Origin of the sequence: Chryseobacterium luquanense (genome assembly GCF_026460945.1) — a bacterium.
GTDB classification, from domain to species: Bacteria; Bacteroidota; Bacteroidia; order Flavobacteriales; family Weeksellaceae; genus Chryseobacterium; species Chryseobacterium luquanense.
Genome location: NZ_JAOVZV010000016.1, coordinates 133,189 through 147,719, shown reverse-complemented (window position 1 = coordinate 147,719; position 14,531 = coordinate 133,189). Strand labels below are relative to the sequence as shown.

The window sequence follows — 14,531 nt, the reverse complement described above, 5'->3', positions numbered from 1 at the left end:
GGTTTTAGAATTCTTAAAAGCGGCATCTGCTTTTTCAAGCTCAGGGAGTATTAGACCTTTGTGCTTAGATTCATTCAAAGAGATCCTTTTCGAGGTAAGCTGAAATTTTGAGCTGTTGTTGTAATTTTCGTTTTCGTTGAGATGGTCTGTCCTGCAGGAAGAAATGGTAAGTGCGACCACAAGAATCAGACAGAGCCTGAGAAATAGATTTTTCTTCATTGTCATTTGTTTTTTAAAGGGTTAAATATATCAATTTTTCTTAACTCCACAAATATGTGACAAATATTCTAAAAATAATGAGAAGAAAATTACTGGTTTCCGTATTATTTTTCTAAAAGAAAATTTATGTACTTTTGAAAAAAATACTTCGATTATGACACTGGGAGAGAAGCTGAAAAAAGCGAGAATCAACAAAAACTTTACGCAGGAATATCTTGCCGAGATGCTGAATGTTTCGCAAAAGACCTATTCTAATTTTGAGAACGATAAAAGCAAGCCCGGCTTTTCTCAGGTAGAAGAAATGGCAAAAGTGTTAGACGTTAGCGTTCTTGATTTTTTAAGTGGAGATGGATTGTCATTTAACTATGATAATACTCACGGTGGAAACAATGGGTTTATATATCAAAATCAACTTCCTGAAAAGCTAATCGAGCAATATGAAGAGCGCATAAAAGAACTGAAAGAGCAGGTAGAATACTGGAAAAACCAGTCTCAGGAAAGTAAATAACTTTTCTCCTTTCCGGAAAGCTTCCTGCACTCTGCAGCACGTTTTCCGGTAACCGGGAAAGTTCCAAGCATCCTGCAGGAGACTTTCCGGAAGCAGGGAATTCGTACTGCAATATGCAGCAGATATTTCTGTTAACTAAAAAACAAATTTTAAAAAAAATATGAACGCAATTGAACTAAAATTACTTCGAAATGCAGAATATCTGCAGTACGTAAAAGACTATTTAGGAATTATTAACCTGAATAACCCTACACAGCTAGGGATTGATGTGAAGCTTACCGCCTTTACAAGCAAAATATCAGAGCTGGAAGCACTTTACAAGAAAGCTTTAGCAAGCGAAAAAACTCAGGAGCTTCTTCTCATTGATGAAAGAAGAGATGCAGCCGTTACCGGCATTAATTATTTTCTGCTTTCTCAGACCTATCATTTCGAACCCGCAAAGCGACAAAATGCACAGCTTCTTTTGGATAATATGAATCTGTACGGAAGCAGTATCGCCCGCCTCAATTATCAGGCAGAAACTGCTACCATCAACAATCTCATCCGCGACTGGGAAAACAAACCTGAACTCATTGCAGCTATTTCAACATTTAACCTCACAGAATGGGTTTATGAGTTGAAAACTGCCAATGAAGAGTTTAATACAAAATACCTTTCAAGAACTCAGGAATATGGCGATGCAAGCCCGGAAACCATTAAACTGAAAAGAGAAGAAACAAATGCAACTTATTATGCCTTGAGAGACAGAATAGATGCACTTCATCTTTTGGTAGAAACACCACCTTCGCCTTATGCTACGTTGATCAATCAGTTGAATGCACTTACAGATCAGTACAATAAATTATTGATCAACAGAACAGACAATACGTTACCAGAAACTCCTGAAAATCTTCCGGTATAAAACAAATTAAACATAAACAAAAACTGCCCGCATCGGATGATGCGGGCAGTTTTAATATATATAATTGAATATTATTTCAATTTTTTCTTCACAGCAACTTCTTCGTATACTTCAAGGATGTCATACTGCTCGATGTCGTTGTAACCTTTAAGGTTCAGACCACATTCGTAGCCTTTTGTAACCTCTCTTACGTCGTCTTTGAAACGTTTCAAACTTTCAAGTTCACCGTCGAATTTCACAATACCGTCTCTTAGTAATCTTACTTTCGACTGTCTTGTTACTTTTCCGGTAAGAACCATACAACCTGCAATAGTTCCCACTTTAGAAATTTTGAATACTTCTCTGATTTCTACGTTACCGATTACCTGCTCCTGAATTTCCGGAGAAAGCATTCCCTCCATCGCTTCTTTTACTTCGTCAATCGCTTTGTAGATAATAGAATATGTTCTGATTTCGATTTCTTCACGGTCTGCAAGTTCTTTAGCATTTGCTCCGGCTCTTACGTTGAATCCGATGATAATAGCATCAGATGCTGCCGCTAAGTTGATATCAGATTCAGTGATCTGTCCAACACCTGAGTGAAGAATTTTTACACTGATCTCTTCTGTTGACAATCTTTGTAACTGATCAGAAAGTGCTTCCACAGAACCATCCACGTCACCTTTAAGAATAATATTCAATTCCTTGAATTCACCTAAAGCAATACGTCTACCCAATTCTTCAAGCGTCGTATGTTTCTTAGTTCTGATTGATAGCTCTCTTTGTAACTGCTCTCTCTTGTTTGCAATCGCTTTACCTTCACTTTCGTCAGCATAAACTCGGAATTTATCACCTGCAGTAGGTGCTCCGTCTAAACCTAAGATCGTTGCAGGAATTGATGGACCAGCTTCTTCAAGGTTTTTACCTCTCTCATCAAGCAAAGCTTTTACTTTACCGTGATTTTTACCAGCTACTACATAATCTCCTACTTTTAAAGTACCGGTTTGTACCAACATTGTTGCTACATAACCTCTTCCTTTATCTAAAGATGCTTCAATTACAACTCCGTTTGCAGCACGTTCAGGATTAGCTTTTAATTCTAGCATTTCTGCCTGTAACAATACTTTTTCTAATAAAAGATCCATATTATTACCCATTTTAGCTGAAATTTCCTGTGCCTGTACATTTCCTCCCCATTCTTCTACCAAAATATTCATTCCGGAAAGTTGTTGACGGATGTTATCAGGATTTGCATTCGGCTTATCTACCTTGTTGATTGCAATAATCATCGGTACACCTGCAGCCTGTGCGTGAGAAATAGCTTCTTTCGTTTGAGGCATTACATCATCATCGGCAGCAATTACGATAATAGCAATATCGGTAACCTGTGCTCCTCTCGCTCTCATCGCTGTAAAGGCTTCGTGACCCGGTGTATCTAAGAATGTAATTCTCTGACCATTTTCCAGTTTCACGTTGTAAGCTCCGATGTGCTGAGTAATTCCACCAGATTCACCTGCAATAACGTTGGTTTTTCTGATGTAATCCAATAATGAAGTTTTACCGTGGTCAACGTGTCCCATTACGGTAACGATCGGTGCTCTTGGCAATAAGCTTTCTTCTGTATCGATTTCGTCTTCTGAATCTGTATCTTCAAGATCAGCATCCGAGAATTCAATTTTATAACCAAATTCGTCAGCCACCAATAATAAGGTATCAGCTTCTAATCTTTGGTTCATGGTAACCATTACACCTAGAGAGAAACAAGCAGAAATTACTTCAGTTGCACTTACATCCATCAAACTTGCCAGCTCTCCGACAGTGATAAATTCTGTAACTTTTAATGAAGTATCTCTAGCATCGGCTTCTTGCTGAAGATTATCCTGTTCTCTACGGTAACTTCTTTTATCTTTTCTGTGTTTAGAAGATTTAGACTTACCTCCTTTATTGGTTAATTTCTCAAGAGTTTCCTTGATCTGGTTTTTAACTTGCTCGTCTGTTAATTCAACAGGCATGGTTCTTTGACCCGGTCTGTTGTTATTCCCAAAACGGTTCCCACCTTGCCCCGGACCACCTGGGCGGTTTTGACCACCCTGTCCTGGAGGACGGTTTCCTTGAGGACCACCTGGACGGTTTTGACCACCTTGTCCCGGAGGTCTGTTCCCTTGAGGACCACCTTGTCCCGGAGGACGGTTTCCACCTGGACCGTTTTGACCTTGAGGACGGTTTTGTCCGCCTTGATTATTTCCGCCTTGTTGGTTGTTCCCATTATTCTGGTTAGGACCACCTGGCTTTTCAATTCTTTTTCTTTTCTTCTTGGCTGCATTTGGCTTTGGCGCAAACTGCGTTAAGTCAATTTTTTCACCAACGATCTTAGGCCCGTCAAGTTTCTGGTAAACAGTTTCTATTTTCTGAGGCTCCTGAGGTTCTTCAGGTGTAGATTCAGGTTTTTTCTCTTCCACTTTTTCTACAGGCTTTTCAACCGGCTTTGGTGTTTCTTTTACTGGCTCAGCAGGTTTAGCAACTTCTGCTTTTACCTCTTCTGTTTTAGGCTTGTCTTTTCTTGCAGGTCTGTTTCTATTCCCTTCAATCTGAGACAAATCTATTTTATCTAAAACTTTAAATTCCTGCTTTTCAGGAGTAGCTTTAACTTCAGAAACCGGTGCTGCTTCTTCTTTAGTAGCTTTTACCTCTTCTTTCACCTCCTTCACTTCTACTTTCTCTTCTTTCTTTTCTTCTACAGGCGCAGCTGGAGCAGGAATTGGTTCTTCTGCAACAGGTTCAGCTTTTTTAGGCTCAAGATCAATTTTGCCTAAAATTCTGGTTTCTGGTTTTGTATTAGCTTTAGCTCTTATTACTTCAGGTGCTTTTTTCTCTTCCATTTCCAGTTTTTCTTCCGGAACTTTAGAAATAACCACCTCATGGGAAGCTTTACGTTGCTCGCCATCTTTGGCAAACTCAGCTTCCAATGCAGAATATGCCGCTTCTTCTAATTGAGCGTTAGGATTGTTTTCAACCACAATATCTTTAGACTGTAAAAACTCTACCAGCCTAGACATTGATATGTTAAATTCCTTAACCGCTTTATTTAATCTTATTTTTGGCATCTATATTATTTACTGTTTTTTTTTAATTCTTAAAATTAAAGTATTCTTTTTTACTGTTATTAAAATTTATTTCTAAATATTAATCTTCAAATTCCTCTTTCAAAATACGTTTCACGTCATCAATGGTTTCTTCTTCCAAATCTACCATGTTTAAAAGACTTGCCGTATCCTTATCCAACACAGATTTTGCAGTTGTAAGACCTACTTTCTTAAACTCATCTAAAATCCACTGTTCAATATCATCATTAAATTCTCTCAAATCTACATCATCATCTTCGCTAGCTTCTCTGAAAACGTCTATTTCGTATCCAGACAACCAAGAAGCCAGTCTGATGTTTTGCCCTTGCTTACCGATAACTTTAGAAATCTCTTCAACCGGAGTGTAAACTAATGCATAGTTTGTATCTTCGTTGATTTCAATTTTATTGATGGTAACATTTCCTAAAGCTCTCTTCACCATAATCTCAGGGTTTTTAGACCACTGGATTACATCTATGTTTTCGTTTCTTAATTCTCTTACGACACCGTGAATTCTAGAACCTTTCACCCCAACACAAGCTCCTACAGGATCGATTCTATCGTCGTAAGCATCAACAGCTATTTTCGCTTTTTCACCAGGAATTCTCACTGCTTTTTTAAGCATAATAGTTCCGTCCTGAATTTCCGGAATCTCTAATTCCAATAGTTTCTCTAAGAATTTCGGAGCTGTTCTTGAAATGATAATTTGTGGTTTTGAACCTTTAAAATCCACTGTTTCAACAATTGCTCTGATGTTTTCTCCTTTTTTGAAGAAATCTGAAGGAATTTGATTTTCTTTAGGCAAGATAAATTCGTTTCCTTCATCGTCTAACAAGATTACATGTTTGTGACGGATGTGGTGAATTTCACCAATTACGATCTCTCCGATTCTGTCTCTGAATTGCTCATACAACATTGCGTTGTTATGCTCCTGCAATTTTGTTGCTAAAATCTGTTTCAGCGTCAAAATATTTCTTCTTCCTAACTGAGCAACCGGAATTTCCATTGTAAAATCTTCACCCACTTCAAAAGTCGGATCGATTTTTTTTGCTTCCGTAATTTCAATCTCTAAATCATCATCTTCAGACATTTCGTCTTCAACGATGGTTTTATTTAAAAATATCTGAAAATCTCCTTTATCAGGATTTACAATTACATCAAAGTGATCATCAGAATCAAATCTTTTTCTCAACAAAGTTTTAAGAGAATCTTCAATGATCGCCATCAGATCAATTTTACTGATCCCTTTTTCGTCTTTAAAATCACCAAATGATTCAATCAACGCTATATTATCCATGTATCTTTTTTTCTTTTAAAATTTAAGTACTACCAATGCTTTCTTTATCTCAGAGTAAGGAATTTCTTTTTCCTCCTCTACATCTACTTTACCTTTACCTACTTCTTTCGGTTTGCGGTAACGCAGTACAAGAGTAATTTTTTCTTCGTCTACTTTTGCAAGTTCTCCTTCGATTTTTGAAGAATCGCTCAACAAAACCTCAATTTCTCTTCCGATATTTTTATCAAACTGTCTGGGAATGGCAAGCGGCTCGCTTAATCCTGCAGACATTACCTGAAGGCTGAAATCGTGCTCTTCACGATCCATATTAAACTCTATTGCTCGGCTTGCATCCAAACAATCTTGCACAGTAACACCATTGTCACCATCCAAGATTACGGTAATATCGTCGCCGGCAGAAAACTTCAAATCAATTAAGAATAAATCTTCTCTCGTCTGAAGAAAATCATTCAATAATGTTTCAATATTTTTTCTAAACTCCATATTATTAATGCTGATTTACCAGTACGAAAAAAGGCTTTCTCTTCGAAGCCTTCTCATTTTTTCCGTAAATCTTATGCAAATATATGACAATTTTATAAAACACACAAACAGACTTCATAATCAACTGAATAAGAATTTATCAAAATTTAAAAAATATGATAATCCTAAAGCAATATATCATTTAATTAGTGATATTTAATAAGTTATTATTCATTTAAAAAAAGACTGTGAAACAATTTTTAGTATTTTTGTCAGGAATTTTATAAAAACATACATTTTGAATATAACAATAGTAGGAACAGGCTATGTAGGTTTGGTTACAGGAACTACCCTTGCAGAACTTGGCAATTCGGTTTATTGTGTTGACATCGATGAAAAAAAAGTAGAAGGAATGAAAAACGGTATCGTACCTATTTACGAGCCGAATCTTGAAGAAATGTTCCTGAGAAATATTCAGGCAGAAAGATTATTTTTCACCACCAATTTAAAAGAAGCTTTAGATAAAAGCGAGGTCATTTACCTTGCACTACCTACTCCACCTGGAGAAGACGGCTCTGCAGATCTTTCTTACGTATTAAAAGTAGCCAATGATATTGGCGAAATGATGACGGAATATAAAGTTATCGTTAATAAAAGCACGGTTCCTGTAGGAACAGCCGACAAAGTAAGAGAAACTATTGCAGCGAAAACAAAGATTGATTTTGATGTTGTTTCAAATCCCGAATTTTTAAGAGAAGGTTTTGCTGTAGAAGACTCGATGAATCCTGCAAGAGTGGTTGTAGGCTCAAGTTCAGACAAAGCAAAAAGCATTATGGCTAAAATTTATCAGCCATTTACCAATACCGGAATTCCTATTATATCGATGGATGAAAAATCATCCGAACTTACAAAATATGCTTCCAACTCATTTTTAGCGGTAAAAATTACTTTTATGAATGAAATTGCCAATTATTGTGAAAAAGTTGGCGCCGATGTAGACAAAGTAAGATTAGGAATGGGAAGCGATGACAGAATCGGTCATAGATTCTTGTTTCCCGGGATCGGATATGGCGGAAGCTGTTTCCCAAAAGATGTAAAAGCTTTAATTAAATCAGGAAAAAATGATGATTTTAATTTTCAGATTTTAGAAGCTACTGAAAAAGTAAATATTTCGCAAAAAGTAATTTTAGTTTCAGAAATTGAAAAATATTTCGGAGGAAATCTTGAAGGAAAAACTATTGCAATGTGGGGATTAGCTTTCAAAGCCAACACCGATGATATCAGAGAAGCATCTTCTTTAGATAACATCGAATTGCTTCTTCAAAAAGGCGCAAAAATTATTGCTTACGACCTCATCGCTGAAGAAAATGTAAGAAAATTATTAGGCGACAAAATATCTTATGCTAATACAATGTATGACGCACTAGAAGGATCAGACGCATTATTCATCGCTACAGAATGGCCGGAATTTAAAAACCCCAACTTTGACTTAATGGCTAAAAAGATGAATAATAAGGTCATTTTTGATGGAAGAAATATGTATCCTTTGGAAGTCGCTGAGCAAAACGGATTCTATTATAAAAGTATAGGCCGTAAAACAATTTTAAATTAATTAAGATGAAAAACATCATCATTACAGGCGGAGCGGGATTTATCGGTTCACACGTTGTAAGAGAATTTGTAAAAAATAATCCCAAGTCTACCATCATTAATCTTGATGCTTTAACGTACGCCGGAAATCTTGAAAACTTAAAGGATATTGAAAATGAGCCTAACTATGTTTTCGAAAAAGCAGACATCACAAAACCTGAAGAACTAAGAAAGGTTTTTGAAAAATATAACCCTGATGCAGTAATTCATTTGGCTGCAGAAAGTCATGTAGACCGAAGCATCACAGATCCGATGGCATTTATCAACACAAACGTAAACGGAACGGCTAATCTTCTGAATCTTTGTAAAGAATTCTGGACTTTAAACGAAGATCACACCCACGGAAGATTTCCAAACGAAAAAAGAACCCATCTTTTTTATCATGTCTCTACAGATGAAGTTTACGGAAGTCTGGGCGAAACAGGATTTTTCCTTGAAACTACTTCTTATGATCCGCAATCTCCATATTCTGCCTCAAAAGCAGCTTCAGACCACTTGGTAAGAGCTTACGGGAATACTTATGGAATGCCGTTTATTGTTTCTAATTGTTCGAATAATTATGGTCCGAATCATTTTCCTGAAAAATTGATTCCACTTTGTATTTCAAATATTATTAACGAAAAGCCTTTACCAATTTATGGTGACGGAAAATATACAAGAGATTGGTTATTTGTAATTGACCATGCAAAGGCAATCCACCAAATCTTTAATGATGCTAAAACAGGAGAAACTTACAATATTGGCGGTTTCAACGAATGGCAAAATATTGATTTGGTAAAAGAATTAATTAAGCAAATGGATGAAAAGCTAGGAAATCCTACAGGACATTCTGAAAAATTAATTACTTATGTAAAAGACAGACCGGGTCACGACAAACGTTACGCAATCGACGCAACAAAATTAAATTCTGAACTGGGCTGGAAACCTTCTGTAACATTCGAACAAGGATTAGGAAAAACAATTGATTGGTTCTTAGACAATAAAGAATGGCTGGAAAATGTGACGAGCGGAGATTATCAGAAATACTACGAAAAGCAATATAATTAATAACACATAAGATGAAAGGAATTATATTAGCCGGAGGTTCCGGAACTAGACTTTACCCTCTTACCATTGCCGTAAGTAAGCAATTAATGCCTGTTTACGACAAACCGATGATTTATTACCCTCTATCTACTTTACTTTTAGCGGGAATTAAAGATATTTTAATTATCACCACTCCGCATGATCAGGCAGGATTTATCAAGCTTTTAGGAGACGGCTCACAAATCGGTTGTAATATTGAATATGTAGTACAGCCAAGTCCGGACGGATTAGCACAGGCTTTTATTTTGGGAGATCAGTTTATTGGAAATGATTCCGCGGCTTTGGTCTTAGGAGATAATATTTTTTACGGTTCAGAAATGGGAACTTTATTGAAGAATAAGACCAATCCTGATGGCGGTGTTGTTTTCGCTTATCATGTATCAGATCCTGAAAGGTATGGCGTTGTAGAATTTAATGATGATTTTAAAGCTGTTTCGATAGAAGAAAAGCCTTTACATCCAAAATCAAATTATGCAGTTCCGGGATTATATTTTTATGATAATGAAGTCGTGGAAATTGCCAAAAACATCCAGCCTTCTCCGAGAGGTGAGCTGGAAATCACCGATGTGAATAATGTTTATTTAAGCAAAGGAAAACTGGAAGTTGGTGTATTAGACAGAGGAACAGCATGGCTAGACACCGGAACTTTTGACTCTTTAAATGATGCTTCAGAATTTGTAAGCGTCATCGAAAAAAGACAGGGCTTTAAAATCGGATGCATTGAAGAAATCGCTTTTAGAAACGGATTTATCAATGAAGAAAAACTTCTTGAGACAGCTACAAAATATGGCAAAAGTGGATATGGGGAATATTTGAAGAAACTTGTCATTAAATAATATAAATTATTTACCAAAATAACCAAGCTATTGACTAAAGTCAGTAGCTTTTTTGTTCGAAAAAATAAATATTGTTATATTTACTATGCATTTACCTGAATATGAAGAAGATTTCACGATTCAGTAAACCATAAATCGATTAATTATTTTAAATTTGTAAAAATTCCCACAAATGAATGAACCACAACAGAAGTGGACAGAAACTATTGAGTCTCATCACTCTTTATTTCAACTCAATTTAAAAGAAGTATGGCAATACCGCGATTTGGTATTAATGTTTGTAAAGAGAGATTTCATTTCGTCTTTTAAACAAACCATTTTAGGCCCGCTTTGGTTTTTCATCAATCCTATTTTTACTACTGTAGTTTTTACACTTGTTTTTGGAAACATTGCTAATTTGCCAACAGACGGCATTCCTCCTATCCTTTTCTATTTGGCAGGAAACACGCTTTGGGGGTATTTCAGCACCACTATGCTTAGTGTATCGAATGTTTTCACAGGAAACGCGGGAATGTTCGGAAAAGTATATTTCCCAAGACTAGTAACTCCGATTTCTACAATTATATCAAGTTTTATGCGACTTGCCATACAACTACTGCTATTTTGGATTGTTTTGGCATATTACATTACCAAAGGTGAAGTACAACCCAATTCCTGGGCATTTTTCTTTCCTGTTTTAATTATTTTTCTAGCTTTATTTTCTTTAGGATTAGGAATGATATTTTCATCACTTACTACAAAATACAGAGATTTATCTTTATTATTAGGATTTGGGGTGAGTTTATTTATGTGGTTTACACCCGTTATTTTACCTACTTCTTTAGTAAAAAGACAATTAGGAAGCTACGGTTTTTTGGCAGATTTGAATCCTTTAACACCAATTTTCGAATGCTTTAAATATGGATTCATTGGTTCCGGAGATTTTAATATTACGAGACTTTTATTTAGTTTTATATTTATTATCGCTGTATTATTAATCGGAATTGTGATTTTCAATAAATCTGAAAAATCCTTCATAGACACTGTTTAAGAGAGTTATAATGATGATTATTAATGAATAACACTTACAAATAGTTGATTAAAAATTTATATTAAATTAAAACACATGCTTGCACTAAAGGCAGAAAACATATCAAAACAATACCGACTCGGACAGGTAGGAACAGGGACATTAACTCATGATCTCAACAGATTTTGGCATAAAGTAAGAGGAAAAGAAGATCCTTACCTAAAAATTGGAGAGTCTAATGATAGAAGTACCAAAGGCAGCTCAGAATATGTGTGGTCACTACAGGATATCAATTTTGAAATCGAACAAGGTGATGCCGTTGGAATTATTGGAAGAAACGGCGCCGGAAAATCTACTCTTTTAAAACTTCTCAGTAAGGTTACAAAACCTACTACAGGAAAAATCTATACCAATGGCAGAATTGCTTCACTTTTGGAAGTAGGAACCGGTTTTCACCCTGAAATGACAGGTCGTGAAAACATTTTTCTTAATGGTGCAATTTTAGGAATGACTAAAAAAGAAATCACAAGAAAATTTGATGAGATCGTAGATTTCTCCGGAGTTGAAAGATATATAGACACTCCGGTAAAAAGATATTCTTCTGGAATGTATGTGCGTTTAGCATTTGCCGTTGCAGCTCATCTGGAATCTGAAATTCTTATTGTTGATGAGGTTTTAGCAGTAGGAGATGCAGATTTTCAAAAAAAATGTTTAGGAAAAATGGGTGATGTTACAAAAGGAGAAGGAAGAACAATTCTGTTTGTGAGTCATAATATGGCGGCTGTGAAAAGTCTTTGCAACAACGGAATTCTATTAGACAAAGGTAGTGTTGTCTCCACTGGAAATATTATAGAAGTGGTGAACGATTATCAGAAAAACTCTAATCTTATCCAAAATTATCACTCTTCCGGCAATATTAGTGAGAGCATCGGGAACGAAAATATTAAAATTTTAGAATTTTCAATTAAATCTAAAAATACTGAGTTAGTTACTATTTCTTCTGAAATTGTAGGAAAAATTGTATTCTACAATGTTCGAGAAAATATAAATTTAGATTGTACTATAGAACTTTTAACATTTGAAGAAATCCCTGTTTTTCACACTGGCTGCATTCTTAGCGAAAACAAAGACTCAAAAAAAGGAATTTACACCTTGGACTTTGCCATTCCTAGCGGACTTTTGAATGCTGGTAATTATTATTTTAAAGTAATCTTTGGCGAGAATCAAAGGTATGCTCTCTATATAAATGAACAAATTTGCAGTTTTGAAATTATGAATGAAAGTTCATCATCAAACAGCTCTATATTACCTGGAATTATAAGACCAAACCTAAATTTTCAAATTAACTATGAGCCACAATTATAAAAAACCAACACTCATTGATTTTTCCAGAACAGGAGACCGTTCTACTGGCTATATTTCAATTGCTGAAAAAGAAAAACTTCCTTTTGTTCCTAAAAGAATATATTGGACGTACTTTACACCCGAAGATGTTGTAAGAGGTTTTCATTCTCATCACAATTTGGAGCAAGTGCTTATTGCAATGGCAGGGAAAATAACTTTGAATATTGAAACAAATGATGGAGAATTATTTGAGTTTATCTTAGATTCTCCGGACAAAGGGGTTTATATACCAAAGCAATGTTGGCGAACAATGAAATACAGCCACAATGCTGTTCAAATGTGTATTGCAAGCATGGAATACGATGAAAGTGATTATATAAGAGATTATAGCTTGTTCAAAAAATAATATCAGCAAAAGTTTTGGAAGTTATAAAATATACTGAAGAATTCCGAAAAGACTGGGAAGAATTTATTACCACCTCTATTAATGGTAATTTTTTGCATTCTAGAGCTTTCTATGATCATAATGAGCAAAATATAAAAGATGATTTTTCGCTGCTTTTTATGAAAAAAAATAAAATTGTGGCGGTACTTCCTGCAATTATTTTTATTAAGAATGGAAAAAAAATTATAAATTCTCATGCAAGAAGTACATATGGTGGTTTTATTATATCAAAAAACATTGGAGTTAAAGACGCTTTGGATCTTTTAGATTTAACACTTAATGTTGCCAAAGAAGAATTGGCAGACGAAATTATTGTTAGAAATCCATTCAAAATATTTTACGAAACCATTAGTGAAGAAACAGATTATGCAATGTGGTATTATGGTTTTGAAATTAAATATAGAGAGCTAGAAACATATATAAACCTAAGACCTTCTATTGATGTTATAAAAAAACAGTACGATAAGGGCACTAAATACAACACTGTAAAAGCGTGGAAAAATGTACAGGTACAAGAAACGGAGAATTTCGAAGGATATTGGGATATTTTGTCGAAAAATCTCTTTGAAAAATATAAAAAACAGCCTACACATTCTATTGAGACTATATTAAATCTTCGCAAAAATGTTGGGAAAGAAAAAATTAAACTATTTGGTGCTTATCACGAAAATGTTTTGATTGCAGGTTGCGTCATCTTTGTATTAAACAAAAGTATTCACGCACAGTATATTGCACAAGATAATGACTACCAAGAGTTCAGGCCAATTAATGCCATTATTGATTATATTATTGATTGGGGGAAACTAGAAGGTTTCAATTTCTTCAATTTGGGAACTGCGAATGAAGATGAGGGTAGATTTATCAACGAAGGGCTTTTCCATTTTAAAGAAAGCTTTGGAGGAAGAGGAGTATTAAGAGAAACTTTATACAAAAAATTACATTAAATATGGAAAAACAAAAAAAACTAATTATTGTAGGATTGGGTGAAACTGCCGAAATCGCTTACGAATATTTCACCTACGATTCTCCTTACGAAGTAATCGGATTTAGTGTAAATAAAGAATTTCTTACAGAAAATAATCCATATGGACTTCCTGTTTATCCTTTTGAAGAATTAGAGAATTTATTTCCACCCAGTGAAGTAGATGTATATGTTGCTGTTTCTTATGTTCAGCTAAACAGAGTCAGGAAAAAAATGTTTCTTGAGGCAAAAGCAAAAGGATACACCTGCGCAAGCTACATCAGTAGTAAAGCTTTTGTTTGGAGAAATGTACAGGTTGGAGAAAACGTGTTTATTTTTGAAAACAATGTGATTCAACATCATGTAAAACTAGGAGACAATATCATTTTATGGTCAGGTAATCATATTGGTCACAGAACCGAAATTCAAGATCATGTTTATATTTCTTCGCATGTTGTAATTTCTGGTTTTTGCGTTATAGGAGAAAGCTCTTTCTTGGGAGTTAACAGTACTTTTAATGACAATATAACATTAGGAAAAGACAATATTGTGGGTAGTGGATCTCTCATTGTGAAAAACTCTGAAGACGGTAAACTGTTAGTAGGTTCTCCTGCAAGACCAAGTTCCAAGACAAGCTATGAAGCTTTTCAAGTTTCTGAAGAATATTTATAATGTTTAGAAGCATTAATAAATTACTTTTAATTAAATAAGT

14 protein-coding genes are annotated in these 14,531 nt (G+C 35.1%); 10 read left to right on the top strand and 4 right to left on the bottom strand.

What is annotated here, in order from left to right:
* On the bottom strand, nucleotides 1-219 hold a 219-nt coding region (locus OEA66_RS14930; RefSeq protein WP_267282146.1), incomplete at its 3' end, for a hypothetical protein.
* 154 nt (nucleotides 220-373) lie between these two features.
* Here OEA66_RS14930 and OEA66_RS14925 point away from each other — a divergent pair.
* Entirely contained in the window at nucleotides 374-727 is a 354-nt protein-coding gene (locus OEA66_RS14925; RefSeq protein ID WP_267282145.1) for a helix-turn-helix domain-containing protein, read from the top strand.
* A gap of 160 nt (nucleotides 728-887) precedes the next feature.
* Nucleotides 888-1,628 carry a DUF6261 family protein gene (locus OEA66_RS14920; RefSeq protein WP_267282144.1) on the top strand — a complete coding sequence of 247 codons (741 nt, stop codon included), beginning with the start codon at nucleotides 888-890 and terminating at the stop codon, nucleotides 1,626-1,628.
* Between the two features lie 71 nt (nucleotides 1,629-1,699).
* Here OEA66_RS14920 and infB read toward each other — a convergent pair whose 3' ends face one another.
* The 3 genes from infB to rimP all read right to left on the bottom strand — a co-directional run bounded on the left by infB (nucleotide 1,700) and on the right by rimP (nucleotide 6,509).
* Nucleotides 1,700-4,711, bottom strand: a complete 3,012-nt coding sequence (gene infB / locus OEA66_RS14915; RefSeq protein ID WP_267282143.1) for a translation initiation factor IF-2 — start codon at nucleotides 4,709-4,711, stop codon at nucleotides 1,700-1,702.
* Nucleotides 4,712-4,790: 79 nt separating this feature from the next.
* Nucleotides 4,791-6,026, bottom strand: a complete 1,236-nt coding sequence (gene nusA, locus OEA66_RS14910; protein ID WP_267282142.1) for a transcription termination factor NusA — start codon at nucleotides 6,024-6,026, stop codon at nucleotides 4,791-4,793.
* 15 nt (nucleotides 6,027-6,041) lie between these two features.
* Entirely contained in the window at nucleotides 6,042-6,509 is a 468-nt protein-coding gene (rimP, locus tag OEA66_RS14905) for a ribosome assembly cofactor RimP (RefSeq protein ID WP_267282141.1), read from the bottom strand.
* A gap of 277 nt (nucleotides 6,510-6,786) precedes the next feature.
* Between rimP and OEA66_RS14900 the strand changes: the two genes are divergently transcribed.
* From OEA66_RS14900 to OEA66_RS14865, 8 genes are all read left to right on the top strand, one after another.
* Nucleotides 6,787-8,100, top strand: a complete 1,314-nt coding sequence (locus tag OEA66_RS14900) for a UDP-glucose dehydrogenase family protein (protein WP_267282140.1) — start codon at nucleotides 6,787-6,789, stop codon at nucleotides 8,098-8,100.
* Between the two features lie 5 nt (nucleotides 8,101-8,105).
* Nucleotides 8,106-9,185: a dTDP-glucose 4,6-dehydratase gene (gene rfbB, locus OEA66_RS14895; RefSeq protein WP_267282139.1), complete on the top strand. Its 1,080-nt coding sequence runs from the start codon at nucleotides 8,106-8,108 to the stop codon at nucleotides 9,183-9,185.
* Between the two features lie 11 nt (nucleotides 9,186-9,196).
* Nucleotides 9,197-10,060 carry a glucose-1-phosphate thymidylyltransferase RfbA gene (gene rfbA / locus OEA66_RS14890; protein WP_267282138.1) on the top strand — a complete coding sequence of 288 codons (864 nt, stop codon included), beginning with the start codon at nucleotides 9,197-9,199 and terminating at the stop codon, nucleotides 10,058-10,060.
* A gap of 172 nt (nucleotides 10,061-10,232) precedes the next feature.
* Nucleotides 10,233-11,090 (top strand): ABC transporter permease, encoded by an 858-nt coding sequence (locus OEA66_RS14885; RefSeq protein ID WP_267282137.1) that lies wholly within the window; start codon nucleotides 10,233-10,235, stop codon nucleotides 11,088-11,090.
* 75 nt (nucleotides 11,091-11,165) lie between these two features.
* On the top strand, nucleotides 11,166-12,434 hold the full coding sequence (locus OEA66_RS14880) for an ABC transporter ATP-binding protein (protein ID WP_267282136.1): 1,269 nt from the start codon (nucleotides 11,166-11,168) through the stop codon (nucleotides 12,432-12,434).
* The gene (locus tag OEA66_RS14875) at nucleotides 12,418-12,819 is read left to right on the top strand and encodes a sugar 3,4-ketoisomerase (RefSeq protein ID WP_267282135.1); all 402 of its coding nucleotides are present in this window, start codon (nucleotides 12,418-12,420) and stop codon (nucleotides 12,817-12,819) included. Before OEA66_RS14880 ends, OEA66_RS14875 begins: the two co-directional genes overlap by 17 nt.
* 14 nt (nucleotides 12,820-12,833) lie before the next feature.
* Entirely contained in the window at nucleotides 12,834-13,802 is a 969-nt protein-coding gene (locus OEA66_RS14870) for a GNAT family N-acetyltransferase (protein WP_267282134.1), read from the top strand.
* Nucleotides 13,803-13,804: 2 nt separating this feature from the next.
* A complete protein-coding gene (locus OEA66_RS14865) occupies nucleotides 13,805-14,491 on the top strand; it encodes an acetyltransferase (RefSeq protein WP_267282133.1) in 687 nt (228 codons plus the stop codon).
* Nucleotides 14,492-14,531 lie beyond the last annotated feature (40 nt).

What these genes read in the sequence shown, in the direction of transcription:
- nusA (WP_267282142.1), bottom strand. Translation starts at nt 6,026, where the DNA reads ATGGATAATATAGCGTTGATTGAATCATTTGGTGATTTTAAAGACGAA.
- rfbB (WP_267282139.1), top strand. Translation starts at nt 8,106, where the DNA reads ATGAAAAACATCATCATTACAGGCGGAGCGGGATTTATCGGTTCACAC.
- OEA66_RS14925 (WP_267282145.1), top strand. Translation starts at nt 374, where the DNA reads ATGACACTGGGAGAGAAGCTGAAAAAAGCGAGAATCAACAAAAACTTT.
- OEA66_RS14875 (WP_267282135.1), top strand. Translation starts at nt 12,418, where the DNA reads ATGAGCCACAATTATAAAAAACCAACACTCATTGATTTTTCCAGAACA.
- OEA66_RS14885 (WP_267282137.1), top strand. Translation starts at nt 10,233, where the DNA reads ATGAATGAACCACAACAGAAGTGGACAGAAACTATTGAGTCTCATCAC.
- OEA66_RS14920 (WP_267282144.1), top strand. Translation starts at nt 888, where the DNA reads ATGAACGCAATTGAACTAAAATTACTTCGAAATGCAGAATATCTGCAG.
- OEA66_RS14880 (WP_267282136.1), top strand. Translation starts at nt 11,166, where the DNA reads ATGCTTGCACTAAAGGCAGAAAACATATCAAAACAATACCGACTCGGA.
- rimP (WP_267282141.1), bottom strand. Translation starts at nt 6,509, where the DNA reads ATGGAGTTTAGAAAAAATATTGAAACATTATTGAATGATTTTCTTCAG.
- infB (WP_267282143.1), bottom strand. Translation starts at nt 4,711, where the DNA reads ATGCCAAAAATAAGATTAAATAAAGCGGTTAAGGAATTTAACATATCA.
- rfbA (WP_267282138.1), top strand. Translation starts at nt 9,197, where the DNA reads ATGAAAGGAATTATATTAGCCGGAGGTTCCGGAACTAGACTTTACCCT.
- OEA66_RS14865 (WP_267282133.1), top strand. Translation starts at nt 13,805, where the DNA reads ATGGAAAAACAAAAAAAACTAATTATTGTAGGATTGGGTGAAACTGCC.